The sequence below is a fragment of the Photobacterium aphoticum genome (genome assembly GCF_001029435.1).
Lineage (GTDB): Bacteria > Pseudomonadota > Gammaproteobacteria > Enterobacterales > Vibrionaceae > Photobacterium > Photobacterium aphoticum.
In genome coordinates, this window is the sequence record NZ_LDOV01000023.1 from 1 (window position 1) to 20589 (window position 20589).

Consider the following 20589-nt stretch of genomic DNA (forward strand, 5'->3'; position numbering starts at 1 on the left):
AAGGTGCAAGGTGCAAGGTGATTTTTATGGCATAGCGACCTTTGTCAACCAATTGTTACATTGATGCTTTTGCCTTTACTTTGGTGCGAACGCACCACTTTTACCTTGCAGGAGCGAAGCGACGCCCTTTTACCTCTCGCGTTCCGCGAGTTCATCCAGCATGGCGGATAGCTGCTCTCGCCAATGTTTGGTTTCTACCCCACTTACTTGCTCTGCGGTGGTTTTATCTATCACACTAAAACTTGGTCGCTTCGCTGGTGTTGGGTAGTGGCTTGCAGGGATTGGGCGAATCGGAATCCGTTTTTCTAGCATGCCTTTTTCTATCGCGAGTTCCTGAATGGCCACCGCAAAGTCATACCAAGAGGCCACGCCTGCGTCTGTCCAGTGCAGCAGCGTAGCGGCAGGTTCATGATTCGAGGACAATTCGCTTGAAAGCTCTTGGGTTAAAGGCAATTCATGTTTGTTACATCTCTCTTGCGCCTTATTCCTTATCCCTTGTTTCTCAACGAGTTGCCAGATCATCTGTGCTAGGCCTTTGGCCCACGTTGGGGTGCCGACTTGGTCGTAGACGATGCCAAGTTGATCTTTTTCTTCCATTAAGCGAAGCATGGTTTTAACGAAGTTATTACCGTGCGCCGAGTAAACCCATGCGGTACGAATAATGGTCGCTTGGTTACCCAAAATCTCGCTGACTTTGATATCACCTTGGAGCTTAGAGTCGCCATAGACGTTAATTGGGTTTGGCGTATCGCTGCTTTGGTATGGTGTGGTTTTTGTGCCATCAAACACAAAATCCGTGGACACATGAATGAGTTTGGCGTTTATCTCTCGACAAACTAGCGCTAAATACTCACTGCCTTTGTCGTTCACGGCAAACGCCGTTTCTTGATCCGTTTCGGCTTTGTCAACTGCGGTATAGGCCGCGGCATTGATAATGATGTCTGGAACATGAGCAAGCACAACTTCATTCACTTGCGCTTGATTGGTAATATCGAGTTGCAGCGCATTGAAGCTGACCAACTCAACATTGCCAGGCACGGTTTGCTCCAGCTCCCAGGCCAATTGACCGCCTTTACCAGTTATTAGTATTTTCATTTTAGAACTCTAGGTTCAGGCACGTTATAATGCTATCTATGCATTATTATGCTCTTTTACCTTACCCTTTCTAGAATTAGTCATTAACAATGTCATTAAAAGTGCGAGTTGTCCTTTCCGGTTATGTTGCCTTACATCACCGCTGATAAACATTGATAGCCGCTTTAAGTAACCTACTGTTCGTATTTTTGTAAATGCTATCTCGTCAAGTTCTTTGTGCTTAAACCTTGAACTTAACACTTCTGCTTGAGCAGCAATTTGCCAAAACTGTTTAGCAAACTTGGCAAGGTGAGGTTGAAAATTTTTTAACAAGTGGCTCCAAGAATAAGATTTGGCTCCAATCGTGTTGAAGTCATGTTGGCGGTAACGTATTAACGGTTTTTCGATAAATCGCACTTCACCTGTTACTCTTGCTACTAATATTAACCACCAGTCATGCATAAAAGCATCTTCTGCGATGGGTAGTGCTTGTTCTAATAGGGCACGGTTAAACATCATGGTGCAACCTGATGCAACGTTTTGCTGAATTAACTGTTCTAATGATGTGTGCCAATCGGTCGCCATTCCGCGAAAAGCAAAAAAACTATCACTTATCGTATTCAAGGACTCGTCTACTACCTCTTTATCGCTAAATACCAGCGCAGGTTTTGATTGAGCCAGAGAACTTATTTGATGGAAGCTGTCTTCTATTCGCTGCGATTGCCAAACATCATCCTGATCACTCAACATAATGTATTCGGCGGTTGTAATATACAGTCCAAATTCAAAATTATTCTTCGCTCCTTTTTTACCCGTTTGATTAAGATGCCACTCTATTTTACTGTCGGTTTGTAATCGTTCCACAATAGCCTTTGTTTGGTCAGTTGAACCGTCATCGACAACAATCAGTCGGCTTACTCGGTTAGCATATCCGACACAATTTTGGATCGATTGGATTTGTTCTTCGAGAAACTGTTCGCCATTATAGGTGGCAAGAACAATATCAATGTTTTGATGCATACCTTGTATTTCTTCTTCGATTTACGTTGCCAAGCAGTATGCGATTCCTCACTTTTACATATCGCCACAAAACATTAGATATTATCGCCTTAACCAGGTATTTGTGTTTCGCTTCGCCTCCTAAATGATGCACCATTTGAACCTGTTCTATTCGTGAAAATGGCACCCCCATCAAATAAGCCTTATAGCATAAATCCACATCTTCACAGTAAAGTGGAAATATTTCTTCGAAACCCTTTAGTTTTGAAAAAAGCTGCTTAGAGATCACTATTGCGGAAGCAAAATACCAATCGTGACGCTTTTGTTTTTGCGCTGTCGGAAGTTTTAACTTAGCTTTTACTAGCCTAATGAACTGATTTGGAATGCTAGGCCATTCGTTATAATGCTGTTGATTCGTTCCGTCAGTATTGAGTAGTTTGGGATAATATAGTTGAGAGCCTACATCTGTATCTTGGAACCACTGGTAAACAGAATCATCAATAAATCTTGTATCAGGATTGATAATAAACAAGTTGTCATACTGCGCGTGCCGAACAGCAAAATTGTTCCCTACCCCAAATGACTTAGGTTTATCATACTTAAATAAGCGAACTACAGAAACGCGCGATGCCAAAAGCTTATTGAACCTTTCGATGAAAGGCTCAAATAGATCGCTATTGAGATTGTCAACGATGATGAACTCAAACGGCGAATGCCAGTATTGCTTAATCGACTCAAGCAATTCAACAAGGTAATGGTAGTGACCATGGGAGACTGTAACAAAAGATATTGGTTTAAGTTCAATGTTCAATGTTCAATATGCTAGGTGATAGAGGATAAAGTGTTATCATAATTTAGGGGCGGATCGGAAAGAATGCCCTTCTAGGTCTTTTATTGATAGTGTTGGATGTTCACCATCAACTAATGGCCACTCGATACCTAGATCTTTGTCGTCCCACCTTATAGACACTTCAGCGTTTGGATTGTAATAATCGGTACACTTGTAAACAAATTCTGCTTCTTCTGAGGTAACATAAAAACCGTGAGCAAACCCCTCTGGTACCCAGAGTTGGCGCTTGTTTTCTGCGGATAACAACACCCCAATCCACTGGCCCAGGGTTGGAGAACCCTCGCGCATGTCGACCGCTACATCAAATACCTCGCCCTTGGTGACGCGAACCAATTTACCTTGGGTATTTTCCGTTTGGTAATGCAGGCCGCGTAGAATACCGTGATTTGACTTGCTGTGATTCTCTTGCACGAAATGGCGTGGCGCACATTGCTGGTCAAACAAGGTGGTTCGGAATGTTTCCATAAAAAAGCCACGATCATCACCAAAGACTTGTGGCTCAATGATCTTAACGTCTGGGATCGCTGTTTCAATGAATTTCATTTTTAACTACTCAACATGACAAGCTCATCCGTGATGATTGGTGACATCGCGAATAAGTGACGATTTTAATAATAAGTAGAAAGTTATCGTTTAGGCGCTGACTTGTAATGGCTGCTCTAAGATACCCATCAAATATTGGCCATAACCAGATTTGATTTTGTCTTGAGCAATTTGGCTTATCTGCTCTTCAGTGATGTAACCCATACGGTACGCCACCTCTGCTGGGCAGTTCACTTTAAGCCCTTGGCGTTTCTCTACTGCGCGGATGTAAATAGCGGCATCAAGCAAATCGTCCAACGTGCCGGTATCCAGCCACGCTGTTCCGCGACCCATGATTTCCACTTTTAAGTCACCCGCTTGTAGGTATTGGTCAATCACATCGGTGATTTCTAGCTCGCCTCGCGGTGACGGTTTGACATTTTTAGCAAACTCGACCACTCGATAGTCGAAGAAATACATCCCAGGAACGGCGTAGTTCGACTTCGGTTGTTGTGGCTTTTCTTCAATCGATAACACACGGCCGCTAGCATCAAATTCAACCACTCCATAAGAGGTGGGATTCGCAACATGGTAGCCAAATACGGTCGCGCCCTGCTCTTGCTGGCTCGCTTTATTCAGCAAGGTTGGTAAGTCGTGGCCATAAAACAAGTTATCACCCAGTACCAATGCTGCTGGTGAGCCTGCGAGAAACGCTTCTGCAAGAATAAACGCTTGTGCTAAACCATCTGGTGATGGCTGTACACAATATTCAAATTTAATTCCCCAGCGAGAACCGTCACCTAATAAGTTTTGGAAGCGATGGATTTCTTGAGGTGTGGAGATGATTAAAATCTCTCTGATCCCCGCCATCATTAAGCTGGCAACTGGGTAGTAGATCATCGGTTTATCGTAAACCGGCATCAATTGTTTGCTTACGACTTTGGTGATGGGATACAAGCGCGTACCAGAACCACCAGCGAGAATGATCCCTTTACGGTTTAACGGGTTGCTGCAAGAGCATGATATTGGCATTTATATTTCCTACAGTTATTTCAGCTCTTGAATGGTCAAGAGCACGATACGACCAATAACAAACAGCATGGTTGCAAGCACGCCGAATAAGGTGATGTTGTAAAAGACATCTGGGTATTTGGCATCATGCGGTTTGGTTGCAGCCTCAACGACAATCAGGTATTTCAGTTGTCGGTAGGCTTCGATTCGAGATTTTTCGAGTGAAATCTGGGAGGAGGTATAAGCCTGAAGCGCCAACTCCATTTTTACCTTTAGATCCGTATATTGGTTTAAGATCTCACTCACTGAAATCGTACTGTTTTTAGTGTCTGACAATTTCGCGCGCTCTTTGTTGAGTTGGCTTTGGAGCGCCGCTAATGTGTTTTTAACGGTTACCACCTGCGGTGCGCTGCTGCTCATCATGGCGGTGAGGCTTTTCAGCTCGGCTTCTTTGGCAGAAATCTGCTCCTCTAAGCCGTAAGTGATCTGCTGCATTGCAGCGCCTTCCGCCGTAGGATCGAGCAAATTGTATTGCTGCTGAAAGCGAAGCAGTTTGGTTTGCGCTTGTTGCAGTTTGTGTTCGATATTGGCGTGTTCTTTTTGAATAAACGCCAATTGTTCATTAGCAAGCTGATGGCCAATAGAGTTGATGTACCATTCTGATCGCTCGACGATGGTTTGCGTTAAGCGGTTTGCAAACTCAGGGTCAAACGCTTGGGTCTCTACGTGTACGATGTTGGAGTTAGAATCGATGTAGATATCAAGCCGATTTAAGTAGTACTCGTAAACCGTTTCCCATGATTCCTGTTCGTCGATACGGCTAAACCAATCAATGTTGGATTGGCTAAAATGGCTTACGATATCTAGCTTCTCTTCGAGATACTTGAGCATATCGTTCGATAAGATGTACGCTTTAACCAGTTCAGTATCGGCAACACCTGTGTTGGAAACGCCCAAGCCAGTTAACACCGCCATGGAGGCATCCATGGTTGCCATACCATCAGGTTGCTGGACGATCACTTGCGCTCGGCTAACGTAGCGTTCTGATGCCCAAAAACTTTGATATAACGTAAAAATAAGGGTTGGGATAACCACTAAAGCGATAAAAGGATTACAAGTAAAGAAATTAAAAAGTGGAAAGTTAAAAATAGACAGCAACTCACTAAACATATTGTTTGGCTTTTGCTCTTCTTTATTTTGGTTTTCTGCGTTGGGTTTGCTACTTGCTACTTGTTCCTCACCACTCATTAATTGCTTTTTAAGATTCGCAACACGAACTAGAATACGTGCCGAGAGTTCTGGGTCTTCGGCTTCCACTTGTTCTGCTTTAGCGATTAAAAATTCAATACAGGTAAATTCGGCGGGGGTAAGCGTTTGTCGTAACGCTTGAAAACGTTGTTCTACGGTTTGAGTTGTCATTTTTAATTTCTTTTTTGCATCTGCTTTAAGCTTCTACTCTTACTTTTGTTTTTTCCTTTCGGAGCGTAGCGACACTTTTACCTTGTCCCTTTTAGCGACTAATGGCTTGTTTCCAACTGATTTGGTAACAACAAAGCGCTAAGGACAGCAACACTATGGTGGTGATATCAAGATAGAATTCACTCACCCCAACTTTGCCATACGCGGGATAAGCGTAGTAACGGGCCAACTCCACGGCATGCAGCAATGGGTTCCAATCTAAATATGGCCAGTGTTCGCGTGGGATATCTTGCAAGCTAAAGAAGATGCCGGAAATAAAGAACTGAGGCCTGGTTAAGATGGACTTCACTTTATTGACTTCAGGGACAAAGCAACTCGCCAGCGCAAATAACGTACCGATTGACAACGCCAATAGCCATACTTTGAATATTGTGGGCAGCAAAGAAAGCGGATCAGCAATGGCTGGCTCTAACTCAAATAAATAGGCTAATACACTGAGTAATAAGATGAGTGCAAACTTATTCAATAACTCAAATCCGCTGATGGCCATGATCGAACTAATCGGCTGTACTTGACGAAACGCATACAACGGCTTGTTTTTTTGAATCGCGTTGGCGGTTTTTTCCAATGTACCTAAAAAGAACTGCACTAATACCACGCCATAAACCACGAAGAACACGGTAGGCATGCTATGTGTGTTACCGCCATCGAATGGATTACGGATCAACACCATGGCCGCGATCATGATCATCGGTGAGATCAATGCCCAACTTAAGCCAAATTTATCGCTGAAAGTACTCTTGATCTCCCGAAGAAAGATGGCGAACACAACGTCCGCCCATATCTGCAATGCACTACGCTTGATTACTTTTGCCATAACTTCAATTACTTAATTGCTACGTTTGCCGCGACAGCGATTTGGTAAATGATTTGGGTAATGTCTTTCACTGATTGCATGGTCTTAGTGTCCACTTTCGGTAGCACTAAGATTTGATCGCCTTGTTGAATCGAGTGATTACTTTCAAACTCGACCAAACCATTCGCACGCACGATAGCGATTCGGTTGTCTTCAGCTCGATCGGTAAACCCACCCGCCCAAGCGATATAGTCATCCAAGGTGGCTTCTGGGTTATAGACCACTGCTTGAGGCATCAGCACTTCCCCGCCGACTTGAATTAAGTCTGTCTTGTTCGGGATCACTATGGTGTCACCTTGCTCAAGAAGAATGTTCGCCACCGCACCTTGGTCCGACACTATGACTTTTCCAAGAGGCTGGATTTGGCGAGCACGTTCGGTAAACAGCATCACCATCTCTGCTTCTTTCGCACGGATTGCGGCTTCGCCATCCGAGGAAGCTGGTGCGGTGAAGACACTACGCTCTAAGCGATTCAATGATTCCTCGATCATTTCTTTTTGTTTTTGCGCCACACTAGGGCGAAGCAAATAGATCGACTGGTAATTGGCCAGTTTTGGGTCTATCTCTATGTTGCTGAGTAAATCGTGCAGGCGCGTACGCTTGTCAACGGCAAAGTAAGATGGACCTAAGTAACTGCCTGACACTTGTACGTCAATCACCTGAGCATGTAGATCATCATTAAATAGAACTTTGTCGCCATCTTTTAACTCAAACGCCTGAAAAGCTAGGTAGTCCATATACAACGAGAACGGCCCGTCATGGCGATTACCTACAACACCAACATGCGATACTTTTGCCAATGGCTTGGCATATGCTGACAGTTGATTACCGGTTTCTGTTGGGTTTTCAAGCTCAAATCGAAATGGGTTTCTTGCGCCACCAGTGACAGTAATCGTCGCTTTTTGTGGCTTAACCAAAATCACATCGCCATCTTTAAAACTCGGAGAGACTAAGTGACCTTGCTGAATAAAATCGTATAAATCGATACTGGCAATCACTTTTCGGTTACGCAGAATTTGAATTTCTCGATAACTACCACGCTCGCCATCAATTCCCCCCGCACGCTTTAAGAAGTAAAGAACGGAGTCTGACGCCATGCCTGCATATTGCCCTGGGCGTATTACAGGACCAGTTAAGTAAACGCTCACTGGTGTTGCGGTTAATAAGTTCACGTACACGTTCACATTGTGGGTGTAAACTTGCTTGATCTTGCGGGTTACCAATGCGTTAACTTGATTGGCTTGTACATTGGCAACCTTAATTGGCCCTACTTCTGGGACAAAGATGTTGCCTTGATTATCCACTGTTACAATATCGGAATAGTTCACGGCGCCCCATAGCCAAAGGTTGATTTTATCACCCGGAGCAATGAGATAGTTATCATTGAGATCGTCAACTCGCTCTGTCTCATAACCACCCGCAAACAGGTTTGCGCCATAAGGTGGCACTTGGGATTCACCCGATGATGGAAGCAGGTCTTGCACATCGACTTCGCCAGGAAGCAATACGTTATTGCGGTTTTCCACAGCGTACAGACCTTGCTCTAGCACTTGAGTTGATGGCTGTGCCACTTTCAGCGATGACGGAGTGAGGTTGTCCGTTTTTAGGGGCCCTACGTTGGCAGTCGATGCAGCAGTCTCAATAGCGAACAGTGTCAATGGCATTAAAAGCCAATGAGTATAATTCATTGTGTAAAACCTTTATAAAACGATGTCTTTCGCATTGCTTTCAAGCGTTGGCATTAATCGCCACTCGTTTGTCTGAGCCATCACATCGCTGTATGCACAGGCGACTTGCTTATTAACTTTCCCTGCATGATGGATGCGCATTTCACGGCACTTTTTCCCTAATGCTGATGTATAGGGTTTGTTTAATGTGATTTGATATTGAGGGTGAACCAACGTTGTGGCTTTGTCTTGGTTCAACGCATTCCAATATATCTTGGAAATATCAATGCCTGACAATTCAACCGATGGTGTCACTAAAGGAACCTCGGCGGCTACTTCTCTTGGTTTAGTGGCGCAAGCACTAAGTGTGAACGTTATAAATGAAACAAAGAAAATATGTTTCCATGTACCAATCTTATTCATTTGGATACGCTACCGCCCGATGATTGTTTCCGCGCCACTCATTAAACGCATATTAAACCCGATGTTCCATTGGCAACGCTAAAGCCTTTATTTGGTTTTAGACACGCTACCGCCCGATGATTGTCTTTACGCTATTCATTAAACGTTTGATTGAAGCCAAATTTTAATCATCGCTACCCTACCTAAATTGAATTCATGCTCATTCACACTGCAAGTTATCGCATGCCCAGTAGGTACTTCTCGCCACTATTAAGTATTGAAACAATAGAAGCCTCAAAGCGGGGGAAATTTAGCAAAGAGGAGGGGGTTATAAAAAGTTACAAGTGATGTACATCCAAAGTTATATGTAACAATCAAAAAAACGCTTAAAAAGCATACAAAGCCAGGCAAGAATAGACCTATGAGAACAACGACCTCGCACAAAGGATAGACAAACAAACCATTTAAAACATGAACTTACAAAGCAAAAGCATCCATAAAAGAAATGAAACAATGATGCAACATCACCAATACAAAGAAAGTCTCTTTTAATGAATTTAAAGAACAATATAAGGAATATAATTCCGCGGAAAGTCTTTAGATCTGATCTTGTACTCTTTGTACTGGACGAAATAGATGGAGAAGAAAAAAGTCACTTACCGAACGTATAACTGGAAAAATACAATCAGTCTCTTGTCAGCCGAAATTCGCTTACTTTTAGATTCGATAAAAAGGTGATTAAAGCCTAGAATTGCTCAATTCATCATGGTCGGCGAGGCTGAAGTTTCCAGTATTCTGATACGGCAATAACGATGGCACTGATGGTGAAGAGCATCCTTCACTTATCACTTCGTTCACTGCATGGTTTCACCTGATTACCACCGATCCTCAGCCAATTTGAGTAAGTTCTCAGGCATGGGTGCTGTTTGAATACTTGAGTGAATCAGGTTACCTATCATTTTTCCAAATCAAATCTGCCATTGAACTTAAATCAGAATTCAGCCAGATATCTCGGTAAATGCTTGTTGTTTATCGCATGGTAAGTTCAACATTACTTATCATCGTATTAATCCACTTTAAGTACGGTAATTCAACACAATCAGCATCACCGCCCTAATAAACGTCATCAATCTGAATTAATCCAGAGTATTGAGATTCGTCGTCATGCTCTTTCATTGCTTTGATCAACTTGTGTCTCTACCGCCAGGCAGCATTATAAGAAACATCCAAATTACAAAATAACGCCAACGCGGAGATCCGTTTTTCAGTACCATACAGATCGAAAAGCAATGAATAGAAATACTTTATTAAAATTGAATGATATTCTTAGGCATGATCTAATCCTCAAGTTTTTTAACTCAAAGTCTAGTTCAGCAGGCTGATTGATGATGGTAATCAGGCAACCTTGATGATCAATGCACACTGCTATTTCGCAGTCCATTGAGAATGCAGATCAACAACGTCTCATTGATCTGCAAAAATGATATGATGGAATAAATGCAGGGCGTCTATTAATACTCTCTATTCTCTCATTAAAATGTCGTATCCAATATTCCTGATGTTGTGTACGACTATTCAAGGCATATTAATAAACCACGTTCAACCAACGCACTCACAATGATTTCAGCGTGATCGAAGGCTAATCCTTCATTTTCAGTGACGGTTATAGACTGTTGTTGAGAGCCTGACAGACTCACCACAGCACAAAATTGGATCATTTGTTTATCTGCAACCGAATTTTCATTCTTCAATTTCACTCTATAAGTCACGGATCCCGCTGCACTCTGTTCTTGCTGAAGCGATAGTTCAAACCAACAACAGTCAATGGCGTCATCACCGCATCGGGTTTGCGAAGCAGATAGTGGAATATGGGCATGAAAACTGTGGCTGATGATCCACCCTCGTGGATCACGGTTCGGCTCACTGAATACCCGCCCTGCGGTTAAGTGGATCCCCTCAATCCCTGTTTCTTCATGAAGTTCTCGCTCTGCCCCATGCTCAAGGGTTTCCGTGGGTTTAATGAAACCACCCGGCAGCGCCCAACTATTCATAAAGGGATGCGCGCCCCGTTTGATCAGTAAGAGAGACGGTTTTTCTCCACGCAAAAGCACAATATCAGCTGTAACAGAAGTTTTAGGGTATTTTTCAAATTGGTAAGTGCTGAGAAATGTCTGCGTGTCATTTAGCTTATTCGCCATTTTTTGACTCAGTGAACACATTTCATCTTTTGAATGCTGAGAGTAAAAGAGAGGAATGATACCGTTAATGTAATTCGCCCCATACTGAGTCAACATCAAACGCTCACCCACCAGCGTCATGTATTCGCGTTCCAGCAAAAACTGCACTTCCGCCTGAAAATAGGTGAGGAAATCGAGACCAAATCGCTGCCGGAAGCATTTAAGATCGATAAAGCCAAAATAGAATGCCACCGAGACAAACTTAGCCATGGACTCTTCTCGCGGTAAGGCATACAAATCCTGAATGGGAAATTGTCCGGCTTCAATCGCGCGTCTGTACTGCTTCATGTTTTTGGTAGCCGCCCCAGCATTGTAGGCCAGGTAATGACGACCAAATGATTGTGCCCCCAAACCCAATCCAATATACGGTGTTCCTTCAACCACACGCTTAGTCAGGTAATCGCTCGTGCCATAATTGTTGGCGATTTTGCTGAACGTATTCTTGCCGGGGTTCGCGTGATAACCCGCAGCGGTGAGCATTTCATAAGCGATATTGTATTGGTTCATCGCTTTATGGATAGACACTCCCCCTGCTTCATTTTCAATCTTGGTACCTTTGTAGCGATTGCGATATAGGGTAATAAAATCAGGGGCTAACTCGATGGCATAACGCAATGTACGCTTAAAACTGTCACTGTCTTGTTTTAAAAAACCGTACATTAAATCGATGTTGAATTGCTCAAAACCCGCCGCCCGGATATGATCTCTTGCCTGTAAATAAAGATGACGGCTACCTTCTCGCCCTATCTCATTCAACAATCTTTCTGACACCGTTTGGATACCCATACTGATACGGCGATAACCCAAATCATACAATGTCGCGATTTTTTCTGGCTGTTTTGCCGCGATGGCAGGCGTAGTTTCAACACTCCACACTACTTCCTCAGGAAGAGCGAACAAGTCCGTTACTGCCTGCGTGAGACGCGTTAAGTTTTCAACAGATAATATGCTGGGTGTTCCGCCCCCTAAATCAAAACCCATAATCAGTTTATCTTTTACCAACTGGCTGTACATCGCCATTTCCTGCAACAGTAAATCGACGTACTCGGTTTGCTCCGTTTCATCACAGCAGTCCAGCACGGTATATTCACAAAACTTACACCGTACCTGACAAAAAGGGACGTGCACATACAGTGAAAGTGCAGAAAGGGAATCCATATCGTCCGCCAGTCGCTTAGCGATATCGGTATCGACCCGAAGGTGGCGAAATGAGGTTGGCGTTAACGGGTACGCGGTATTCGTATAATGGTGAAATAATAATCCCGTATCAAAAATTTGCCTGATATCCATATGCTTGCACTCTTAAAACGTCAATTTACTGGGCGGGGTAAATTGAAATAGAAGGAACACCGATAATACGCGCATTCATACCCATAATATTCGTATGGTTATGTAACTTCAGAGAACCTTCAAATTTTCATTGCTACCAATGATGTAATTACATCTATTGGACAGCACAAGAACTCCGCCACCTATCAGATAACTGATGTTTTTTTGCACGGCATTGGATTTTCGCTTCAGATTCAAAAGTGTTAAAATCATCACATGGATGTATTGTGGTTATGGTTTTTGTATGTGGCTTAGAGATCCCCTCTGGGAACGGACTAAAATCTTTTGTACCCCAATGTGCGCTCCACAAGACATTAAATGCATTATTAAGGTATTCAAATGAGTAACACAATCCAGTGGTTCCCGGGCCACATGCACAAGGCGCGTAAAGAGATCGAAGAAGTGCTTCCAAAGATCGATGTGATCATCGAAGTACTGGATGCCCGCATTCCTTTCAGTAGTGAAAACCCGCTGATCAAAACGTTCCGTGAAAAAAACAACAAGCCAGTGGTTAAGGTACTGAACAAGCGTGACTTGGCCGATCCTGAAATGACCCAACTGTGGATTGATCATCTTGAAAAAGAGCAAGGCGTAAAAGCCATTGCCATCACCACAGAAAACATCAACGAAGTAAACAAAATTACCGAACTTTGCCGCAAACTTGCGCCTAACCGCGAAGACATGGGCAAAAACATTCGTACCATGATCATGGGTATTCCGAATGTGGGTAAATCCACCATCATCAATACTCTCGCTGGCCGTTCAGTCGCGGTGACAGGTAACCAGCCAGCGGTAACCCGTCAGCAGCAGCGTATTAACCTGCAAAACGGTATCGTACTGTCTGACACTCCAGGGATTTTGTGGCCGAAAGTAGAAAACCCACACAGTGGTTTCCGTCTGGCCGCAACCGGTGCGGTAAAAGACACGGCGATGGACTACATTGATGTGGCCTTCTTTACAGTAGAGTACTTGGCACAGGCTTACCCTGAACTGCTAAAAGCCCGTTACGACATTGATGAAATGCCTGAATCTGAAATCGAAATGATGGAAGAGATCGGTCGTAAGCGTGGTTGTCTGAAGTCTGGTGGTCGTGTGGATCTGCACAAAGCCTCTGAAATTCTGATCAACGAACTGCGTAACGGCACACTGGGCCACATTACGATGGAACGCCCAGAGATGATCACGCAAGAGCTGATCGATGTGGCCATTGAAGCCGAGCGTAAAGCAGAAGAAAAAGCGAAAGTAAAAGAAGAGCGTCGTAAGCGTTACCTACGTAACAAGCGCTAATTCTGCATCGCGGTAATGCCTATACAAGCCACGAACACTGTGCGGTTCGTGGCTTTTTCACACTTGCAGCCCCCACGAAAAACAAAGAAAATACCCCTCCGTAAACATCACTTTCTGTCATAACCGCGTATAACACAGTGATATCGGAACAAATGAAACTTTTCCGGCTAACACCGGTCTGATTTCGTCAAAGGGTGTTTATTTTCAGTCTGTTGTATTTTCAACCTATAACAGAATGACAACGGTAAGGTTCACAGTAAAAAGTTTATGTATTCTGCTACGACACATCGCCGATTTGCTCAGTGCGCCTTAGGCTTAATTGCCTTGGCGATGTTTGTGTGCACCAGTCATAACCTACGCATCACCAACGTCTGCAACCTGACTGACAATACAACGGGCAACCCGTCGGGCAATGCACCTGTGTCAAGTGCCGCCTTTTTAGATACCCAAAACCCTATCGCTCAATTTATTGCGCTGCAAATCAATGCGCTGGAAGCCAAGGCATTACAGAATACCGAACGCTCTCTGAATGAATCAGGCGCGCTCAACAAAGCCTGTACACTGACCGATCACTTAGTGCAATGGCATTCCCCACAGCTTGATCATGGCATTTTCAATTTACTGTTTATTGTATTGGCCTTCGCCATCTTCGCCAGTGCTGGCTTGGTGGTACCGGTACTGACCGAGCCCATTGTGCCTACGCGACGGCGTCATCTTACCTTTTGTGTCTTCCGGGAATAAAACCGGCAGAGTCAACACTGGCATTGCCAGTTCTGTAATTGGTTTATTTTTGGAGTTATCACAGTGAAATACCCGAACAAACACATGCACATACGCAATCCCATCATGCTACTTTTAGTGGCCGTCTTGTCCCTGTTCATCTCAATGAATGCATGGGCAAAAACTGCGACCACCGGTTGGTTGCACAATCCGGAACACCCACCAATCCAAGTCCGTTTCATGCTAACAGGCCAAACCGATCCTGCCGCTAAAACCGTTGAAGGCCTGCTTGAAGTCCAATTGGATGACGATTGGAAAACCTACTGGCGTAGCCCGGGCGAAGGCGGTGTTGCCCCTTCTATCGACTGGTCGCTCTCAAGCAATCTCAGCAGCGTGGATTGGCACTGGCCAATGCCAAAACGTTATGAATTTTTGGGCGTAGAAACCTTAGGGTATAAACACCACATCAATTTCCCGATGACGCTGCACATTGAAGACATGAACAAGCCGGTTTTTGTTTCTGGCAAATTGGTGATGTCTTCCTGTACAAACATCTGTGTGCTGACTGACTATGAATTGTCGCTTGGTTTTAAACCAACCGACATCGACAACAACGAAGAAGCCATGCACTTGTACAACCAAGGCATGAGCCATGTACCGCAGACGCAACCGTCTGTCACTGTTGATGCAGCGGGTTGGAATGAGAAAACGCGCGAGCTGACATTGGTCGCCACCAATACGCTGGGCTGGCAACAGCCTGATGTGTTCGTCGATGGTGAATCACAGAACGTAAAAGATGCATCCTTCCTGAAACCAACGGTAGACGTCGTCGGTAACACGTTGGTTGCCAAAATGGCCGTGAACAGCTGGTTCGGAACACCCAAACTGAACGGTGAATCCCTGAATGTCACCATCAGCGATAATGGTTTTGCGGTAGAAGAACCGGTAGTGGCAACCAATCAGCCGATTACCGTGCCCGTTGATACCAGTGCCAATTTATGGGAAATCATCGGCTTTGCCCTACTGGGTGGGTTGATCCTCAATATCATGCCGTGTGTTTTGCCTGTACTGGGTATGAAGCTCAGCAGCGTGATTGCCACTGAAGGCTTGGCGAGAAAACAAATCCGACTGCAGTTCTTGTCATCAGCGGCAGGCATTGTCACCTCATTCTGGCTATTAGCTGGCTTTTTGATGGCGTTAAAACTATCAGGCCAAGCCCTTGGCTGGGGTATTCAGTTCCAGAGCCCGTACTTTATCGGCGCCATGGTGATCATCACCGTTTTGTTTGCTGCCAATATGCTGGGCTTGTTTGAAATTCGCCTTTCGAGCAACACCAATACCTGGCTGGCCACACAAGGTGATGACTCTTACGTAGGCCACTTTGTGCAAGGCATGTTCGCCACCCTATTGGCAACACCATGCAGTGCGCCCTTCTTAGGCACAGCCGTCGCGTTTGCGCTCGGCGCTGACATGATCACCCTATTTGCCATCTTTACTGCGCTGGCAGTGGGCATGGCGGCACCGTGGCTGATCATTGCCCTGTTCCCACGCTTGGCACAAATGCTGCCAAAACCGGGCGCATGGATGGATAAAGTGAAAACCCTGTTTGGCTTTATGATGCTGGCCACCAGCATTTGGTTATTGAGCCTGATGACCAACTTCCTCAGCACGGCGGTAGTGGTTCTCATCGGCGCATTGATGCTGACGATTCTGCTGTGGCGTTTGGGTAAAGCAAAAGGCCGTAAGCCAGTGATTTTCGCCCTTGTTATGGTGGTACTGGGTGCCGGAGGCGGCTTGATTGCGGGCAGCATGACAGCGGATAACTGGTCAACACCGCTGCCACAAGATCACGCGTGGAAACCGTTAGATGTCGACGCCATTGATGGCTACGTCAAAGCCGGTAAAACGGTAGTTGTGGATGTGACTGCTGATTGGTGTATCACCTGTAAAGTGAACAAGATGAGTGTGTTGCTGCAAGAGCCGGTTCACAGCCAACTAGGCGGTGACAATATTGTGTTGATGCGTGGCGACTGGACGAAACCGTCCGACTACATCACAGGCTATCTGCGTAATAATGGCCGTTACGGTGTACCGTTTAATATCGTCTATGGCCCGAGCGCACCAGAAGGTATTGCGTTACCTGTCATTCTGAACAATGACGTCGTGCTTGATGCCTTGAAAACGGCGCAATAAATACGGCATCAAGGCGCAATCAAGGAATTGAGATGAGTGAAAGCACAAGTAAGAGCACTAACGCTGACCACACCAAAGCGAAGTCAACAGCGACTGTGACGCTGCCACGCTGGAAACGCTGGTTAAAAGAAGCGGTCTGGATGCTGGTGTTCGTGACAGTCGTCAGTATGGGGATAGATTTTTGGCGCAGCCGCGATCTCCCGACAGACACCATACCGACGCCACACGTACAAACCTTGCTGGGCGAACAGGTCGATCTGCTTGCCCTCAGCCAGGACAAGCCGGTCATGCTCTATTTTTGGGGCACATGGTGTTCAGTGTGCCGTTTTGTCAGCCCATCCGTTAACTGGATGGCGGACAACGCGGGGGATAACTATGAGGTTATCTCTGTCGCCATTAATTCAGGTGATAACCGACGTTTGGCGGCCTATTTGGATACGCACGATTACCACTTTGACACGGTTAACGATCAACGTGGCCAGCTGATGCAAGCGTGGGGATTTAAAGCGGTACCGTCTATCGTGATTCTGAATAACGGCAAAATTGACAGCGTGACAACCGGCTTTACCAGCCCATTAGGTTTATGGCTGCGCATGCAATTTTCCGGTTAATCGCGCCATAAAACGCTGACAGAAAGAACAAGCGCCCATGACACATCGTCATGGGCGCTTTTTTATATGAGGAACAGTGTTAAAGAGGGAGCCGTGGACGGATTATTCCCACTCCCAATGGCGACCTTCATGGCCTTGCGAGAACATCATGCGGTAGCCACTGATGTTTTGGTGTGGCACACCTGACATGATCTTCTTAAACTCAGATTGATCTACATGGATCAAGTTCTTGTGATCGCCTGATTCGATATACAGTTCATCTTGCTCTAACAGTAAATCATCGATCAGCATATCGACCTGATAGGCTTGCCCCAATGACGGCACCGCACCCGGCGCACAATCTTGAAAGACGGTCGATAACTCATGCTCCCCCACCAGAAAATACGGTTTGCCGAGCATGCGGCTGATTTTATCAATCATGACCCGCCGATTAGAAGACACAACGGCCATCAAGAATTGGCCTTGTTGATCCTTTAACAGCACCGCTTTAGCCACTTGTGCCGTAGGGACATGAGAAGCGATAGCAGAACTGAACGATGTATCGGTGCGCTTATGTCGAGTCAGCGCAAACTCCACATTATGATTATCCAAAAACTGTTCAACCGTGATTGCGATACCCATAACATCACCTCGTTTTTACGGTTTGACGCCCCATGAGTATAGCCCTGTGAACCGTATCTCTCCGCTTATTCGTGACACCACCAAAACACACCGCTAACAGTGTTATGGGGTAATACGGCGCGCTTGCCAGTAGGTACGTTGCCAGTAAGGATTCTTAAGGTTAGAAATCATCACCCCTTGCGAGGTCGAGGCATGAAGAAACTCTGAATTGCCCATGTAAATGCCCACATGGCGCAGGCGTCGGCCGGTTTTGAAAAACACCAAATCGCCTTTTTTTAGCGCCTTAATGTCAACCCACTTCCCTTTACGTGCCTGCTCAGCGGTCGTACGGGGTAACTGCATATTCAGCACATCAGCAAAACCAACCTGCACAAAAGCGGAACAATCAATGCCCTTTTGGGTTGTCCCCCCCAACTTATACGGTGTTCCTCTCCATTCTTTATACACATTGGTAAAACTAGGAGAAGAAGAAAGCGGCACATTCATCGGCACATAGGTATAACGGGGATCATTTTTACCGACTGTCGCTTGGGAAGAAGAAGTATCGGCATTGTCCTGTTCTGGCGTCGAACTACAGCCGGTCAGCAAGCCTGCGAAGAGTACGATTGGTAACACAATTTTCACAACGGAGGGATCCTTTCCGGCAATCAAAATAAGATTAATTTATGGTAGTTAATTACGCATCTTATCAAGTATAGACAGAATCAACCATCTTATGATCCTATTTAGCACACCGAGCGCAGAAAAAACACACAGCCTATTTTGTCGCAAGATGTCGCGATAAATGGAGAAGTTGACGCGAATGTACAGGAAGTCTAACAGTACGCAGATAAAAAAAAGGCTAGCAAAGCGCTAGCCCATAAAACTCCACACAACAGAAGAAATAGATACTAAAACACAACCTAGAGTTAGTGGCCGTATCTATTGAGTGTAGTTATCGCCCGTATCAAATTTGTTATCCAGTTGTTTTTACACAACAAAGAAACAAGTGCGAGCGGCTTCACGCTATCCTTTTCTCTGTCAATAATTCTCGGTCAAAACATGGAATTCGACCCGGAAGTCATGGGTAATGCCTTCTCATGTTGGTAGGTGATCCCCCCTTGCAACATGGTCAGCAATACAGTGGATTTTGCGATCTGCTCTGCAGAGAGTTGCGTTAAATCCTTATCAATGAAGACTAAATCGGCAGATTTACCGATCACCAAGCTTCCGGTCACCGACTCGATGCCCAGCGATTTGGCGGGCTCGATAGTGTACGCTTCAATCGCCTTATGAATGTCTTTCACTCGATACTTCGTCGGTTGCTGTAAATTTTCCGCAATCCGTTTCAGTGGCGGCGTGTAATGAGCACCAAATCCGCCACTGCTTAATGCTACGCTGGTAGAGAAGTGCTCCAACGATTTGATGCTCACCACTTTGGCGTGATTCAACTGATCATGCGCCAAATCCGCACGGCGTACCGCGTTAAACAGGAAGTTCACCGTCACACCCATTTCACTAAAAAGTGGATACTGAACCGGCTTAATAAACTGCATCCCCGTGATGGTAAAGCGCTGATCATCACTTTTTTGGCGGGCATTCTGAATGGAGTATAATGCAGCCTCTACCGCTGCATCGCCTTCCGCATGGATATAGGCACCAAAATTGACTTCCTCAAGGCGAGTCAGCCACGTGTTTAATTCCGTGGGTGTAAAATAAAACAGGCCATTAGGTTCAGAGGGAACCGTCGCTTTGTCATACGGTTGGGTAAGGCGTGCTGTGCCCAGACGGTATTGACCGTCCACATTGATCTTCACTTGATTCAACAAAAACAACGCATTGAGATCATTACGGTACATGCTGGTTAATTGCACCAGTTGATCATTCACCCCTTTAAACGGTGACAATCGAGGACGAACAGAGACACGGAAACCCAAATTGTAGTCTTGCGCCACTTTTTGCCAGAACTGCAAGCCACCATGATTCCAAAATCCGCCAGACTCACCAATACTGGTAATGCCTGATTTCTGTAGATCTAACGCCAGTGTTTCAAAGCGGTTCAGCACCTGATTCATGTCCATCTCATGAGTACGCAGGGCTTCTTCCAATACCATCTCTGATAATGAGCCCAGCACCACACCACTCGCCACCTTTTGCGGTGTACGTAAGATTTTTGCACCAATCGGATCAACACTGTGTTTGTTGATTTTCATCTGCTGCAAGGCAACAGAATTCATCCAAATAACCGAAGAATGAGGTTCGCAAATCACAACAGGCACATGAGGGAAACGGGCGTCCAACCACTCCTTCGGTGTCAGACTTTTCAGATTAGCGGTTAATAATCCCTTCGCATAACCCACCAGCCATTGCCCGGATTCCAATTCCTCCGCACGTTGCTGACAGGCATCTTTTGAGCTTGATGAAGAATGGATATCCACTTCACAAGAGACATTTTCAAACCCGATGGTATCAAACAGATGGGTATGCAAATCAATGAAACCCGGATAAATGGAGGCCCCTTTGGCATCTATACGGGTCGTCGTGTCCGTGACCAACGCTTTTGCGCCCTGGCCTTCCCCGAGATAACTGATTTTTCCGTCGGAAATGCCGATTACGGTATCGGGGGGCATATTGTAAACAATACCTCCCGAGATAAGCGTATCGACAGATGAGCGGGCAAACACAGGTTCAACACACAGCCCTGCCACCAACATTCCCAAAAGAAAACGACGTAACTTAAATGTCATTGTTC

17 protein-coding genes and 2 pseudogenes are annotated in these 20589 nt (G+C 45.3%); 4 read left to right on the forward strand and 15 right to left on the reverse strand.

The window, feature by feature from the left end; all coding sequences use genetic code 11:
- Positions 1–129 precede the first annotated feature (129 nt).
- From rfbD to ABT58_RS13050, 12 genes and pseudogenes are all read right to left on the reverse strand, one after another.
- Positions 130–1095 (reverse strand): dTDP-4-dehydrorhamnose reductase, encoded by a 966-nt coding sequence (gene rfbD / locus ABT58_RS13005; RefSeq protein ID WP_047874857.1) that lies wholly within the window; start codon positions 1093–1095, stop codon positions 130–132.
- Positions 1096–1131: 36 nt separating this feature from the next.
- Positions 1132–2094 carry a glycosyltransferase family 2 protein gene (locus ABT58_RS13010; protein ID WP_047874858.1) on the reverse strand — a complete coding sequence of 321 codons (963 nt, stop codon included), beginning with the start codon at positions 2092–2094 and terminating at the stop codon, positions 1132–1134.
- Positions 2078–2884, reverse strand: coding sequence for a glycosyltransferase family 2 protein (locus ABT58_RS13015; RefSeq protein ID WP_047874859.1), 807 nt, complete (start codon positions 2882–2884; stop codon positions 2078–2080). Before ABT58_RS13015 ends, ABT58_RS13010 begins: the two co-directional genes overlap by 17 nt.
- Positions 2885–2920: 36 nt before the next feature.
- The gene (gene rfbC, locus ABT58_RS13020) at positions 2921–3466 is read right to left on the reverse strand and encodes a dTDP-4-dehydrorhamnose 3,5-epimerase (protein WP_047874860.1); all 546 of its coding nucleotides are present in this window, start codon (positions 3464–3466) and stop codon (positions 2921–2923) included.
- 90 nt (positions 3467–3556) lie between these two features.
- Complete coding sequence (gene rfbA, locus ABT58_RS13025) at positions 3557–4477, reverse strand: glucose-1-phosphate thymidylyltransferase RfbA (protein ID WP_047874861.1); 921 nt, start codon at positions 4475–4477, stop codon at positions 3557–3559.
- A gap of 15 nt (positions 4478–4492) precedes the next feature.
- Positions 4493–5875: a KpsE/RkpR family capsule polysaccharide export protein gene (locus ABT58_RS13030; RefSeq protein ID WP_047874862.1), complete on the reverse strand. Its 1383-nt coding sequence runs from the start codon at positions 5873–5875 to the stop codon at positions 4493–4495.
- A gap of 91 nt (positions 5876–5966) precedes the next feature.
- Entirely contained in the window at positions 5967–6752 is a 786-nt protein-coding gene (locus ABT58_RS13035; RefSeq protein WP_047874863.1) for an ABC transporter permease, read from the reverse strand.
- Between the two features lie 8 nt (positions 6753–6760).
- Positions 6761–8479, reverse strand: coding sequence for a polysaccharide biosynthesis/export family protein (locus ABT58_RS13040; protein WP_047874864.1), 1719 nt, complete (start codon positions 8477–8479; stop codon positions 6761–6763).
- 12 nt (positions 8480–8491) lie between these two features.
- A complete protein-coding gene (locus tag ABT58_RS13045) occupies positions 8492–8881 on the reverse strand; it encodes a hypothetical protein (RefSeq protein ID WP_047874865.1) in 390 nt (129 codons plus the stop codon).
- A gap of 854 nt (positions 8882–9735) precedes the next feature.
- Positions 9736–9973, reverse strand: a pseudogene (locus tag ABT58_RS24575) (IS1595 family transposase); the annotation flags it as partial.
- A gap of 3 nt (positions 9974–9976) precedes the next feature.
- Positions 9977–10117 (reverse strand): annotated as a pseudogene (locus tag ABT58_RS24580) (IS1595 family transposase); the annotation flags it as partial.
- Between the two features lie 314 nt (positions 10118–10431).
- Entirely contained in the window at positions 10432–12387 is a 1956-nt protein-coding gene (locus ABT58_RS13050; protein WP_053063085.1) for an NUDIX domain-containing protein, read from the reverse strand.
- 378 nt (positions 12388–12765) lie between these two features.
- On the opposite strand from ABT58_RS13050, the gene ylqF reads away from it, so the two are divergent.
- The 4 genes from ylqF to ABT58_RS13070 all read left to right on the forward strand — a co-directional run bounded on the left by ylqF (position 12766) and on the right by ABT58_RS13070 (position 17237).
- Entirely contained in the window at positions 12766–13713 is a 948-nt protein-coding gene (gene ylqF, locus ABT58_RS13055; RefSeq protein ID WP_047874866.1) for a ribosome biogenesis GTPase YlqF, read from the forward strand.
- A gap of 267 nt (positions 13714–13980) precedes the next feature.
- Positions 13981–14454, forward strand: a complete 474-nt coding sequence (locus tag ABT58_RS23510; protein WP_053063086.1) for a hypothetical protein — start codon at positions 13981–13983, stop codon at positions 14452–14454.
- 105 nt (positions 14455–14559) lie between these two features.
- Entirely contained in the window at positions 14560–16626 is a 2067-nt protein-coding gene (locus ABT58_RS13065) for a protein-disulfide reductase DsbD family protein (RefSeq protein WP_082211095.1), read from the forward strand.
- A 32-nt stretch (positions 16627–16658) separates the two neighbouring features.
- Positions 16659–17237: a protein disulfide oxidoreductase gene (locus tag ABT58_RS13070; RefSeq protein ID WP_047874867.1), complete on the forward strand. Its 579-nt coding sequence runs from the start codon at positions 16659–16661 to the stop codon at positions 17235–17237.
- A gap of 102 nt (positions 17238–17339) precedes the next feature.
- Here ABT58_RS13070 and ABT58_RS13075 read toward each other — a convergent pair whose 3' ends face one another.
- The 3 genes from ABT58_RS13075 to ABT58_RS13085 form a co-directional block, all read right to left on the reverse strand.
- Positions 17340–17858 carry an aminoacyl-tRNA deacylase gene (locus ABT58_RS13075; RefSeq protein ID WP_047874868.1) on the reverse strand — a complete coding sequence of 173 codons (519 nt, stop codon included), beginning with the start codon at positions 17856–17858 and terminating at the stop codon, positions 17340–17342.
- Positions 17859–17960: 102 nt separating this feature from the next.
- Positions 17961–18482: an NlpC/P60 family protein gene (locus tag ABT58_RS13080; protein ID WP_229821620.1), complete on the reverse strand. Its 522-nt coding sequence runs from the start codon at positions 18480–18482 to the stop codon at positions 17961–17963.
- A 410-nt stretch (positions 18483–18892) separates the two neighbouring features.
- Entirely contained in the window at positions 18893–20584 is a 1692-nt protein-coding gene (locus tag ABT58_RS13085) for an amidohydrolase family protein (protein WP_082211096.1), read from the reverse strand.
- Positions 20585–20589: the final 5 nt, after the last annotated feature.

Bases quoted from the DNA above. Each gene is read 5' to 3' on its own strand.
- rfbD (WP_047874857.1), bottom strand. From the start codon at position 1,095: ATGAAAATACTAATAACTGGTAAAGGCGGTCAATTGGCCTGGGAGCTG.
- ABT58_RS13010 (WP_047874858.1), bottom strand. From the start codon at position 2,094: ATGCATCAAAACATTGATATTGTTCTTGCCACCTATAATGGCGAACAG.
- rfbC (WP_047874860.1), bottom strand. From the start codon at position 3,466: ATGAAATTCATTGAAACAGCGATCCCAGACGTTAAGATCATTGAGCCA.
- rfbA (WP_047874861.1), bottom strand. From the start codon at position 4,477: ATGCCAATATCATGCTCTTGCAGCAACCCGTTAAACCGTAAAGGGATC.
- ABT58_RS13030 (WP_047874862.1), bottom strand. From the start codon at position 5,875: ATGACAACTCAAACCGTAGAACAACGTTTTCAAGCGTTACGACAAACG.
- ABT58_RS13035 (WP_047874863.1), bottom strand. From the start codon at position 6,752: ATGGCAAAAGTAATCAAGCGTAGTGCATTGCAGATATGGGCGGACGTT.
- ABT58_RS13040 (WP_047874864.1), bottom strand. From the start codon at position 8,479: ATGAATTATACTCATTGGCTTTTAATGCCATTGACACTGTTCGCTATT.
- ABT58_RS13045 (WP_047874865.1), bottom strand. From the start codon at position 8,881: ATGAATAAGATTGGTACATGGAAACATATTTTCTTTGTTTCATTTATA.
- ABT58_RS13050 (WP_053063085.1), bottom strand. From the start codon at position 12,387: ATGGATATCAGGCAAATTTTTGATACGGGATTATTATTTCACCATTAT.
- ylqF (WP_047874866.1), top strand. From the start codon at position 12,766: ATGAGTAACACAATCCAGTGGTTCCCGGGCCACATGCACAAGGCGCGT.
- ABT58_RS23510 (WP_053063086.1), top strand. From the start codon at position 13,981: ATGTATTCTGCTACGACACATCGCCGATTTGCTCAGTGCGCCTTAGGC.
- ABT58_RS13065 (WP_082211095.1), top strand. From the start codon at position 14,560: ATGCTACTTTTAGTGGCCGTCTTGTCCCTGTTCATCTCAATGAATGCA.
- ABT58_RS13070 (WP_047874867.1), top strand. From the start codon at position 16,659: ATGAGTGAAAGCACAAGTAAGAGCACTAACGCTGACCACACCAAAGCG.
- ABT58_RS13075 (WP_047874868.1), bottom strand. From the start codon at position 17,858: ATGGGTATCGCAATCACGGTTGAACAGTTTTTGGATAATCATAATGTG.
- ABT58_RS13085 (WP_082211096.1), bottom strand. From the start codon at position 20,584: ATGACATTTAAGTTACGTCGTTTTCTTTTGGGAATGTTGGTGGCAGGG.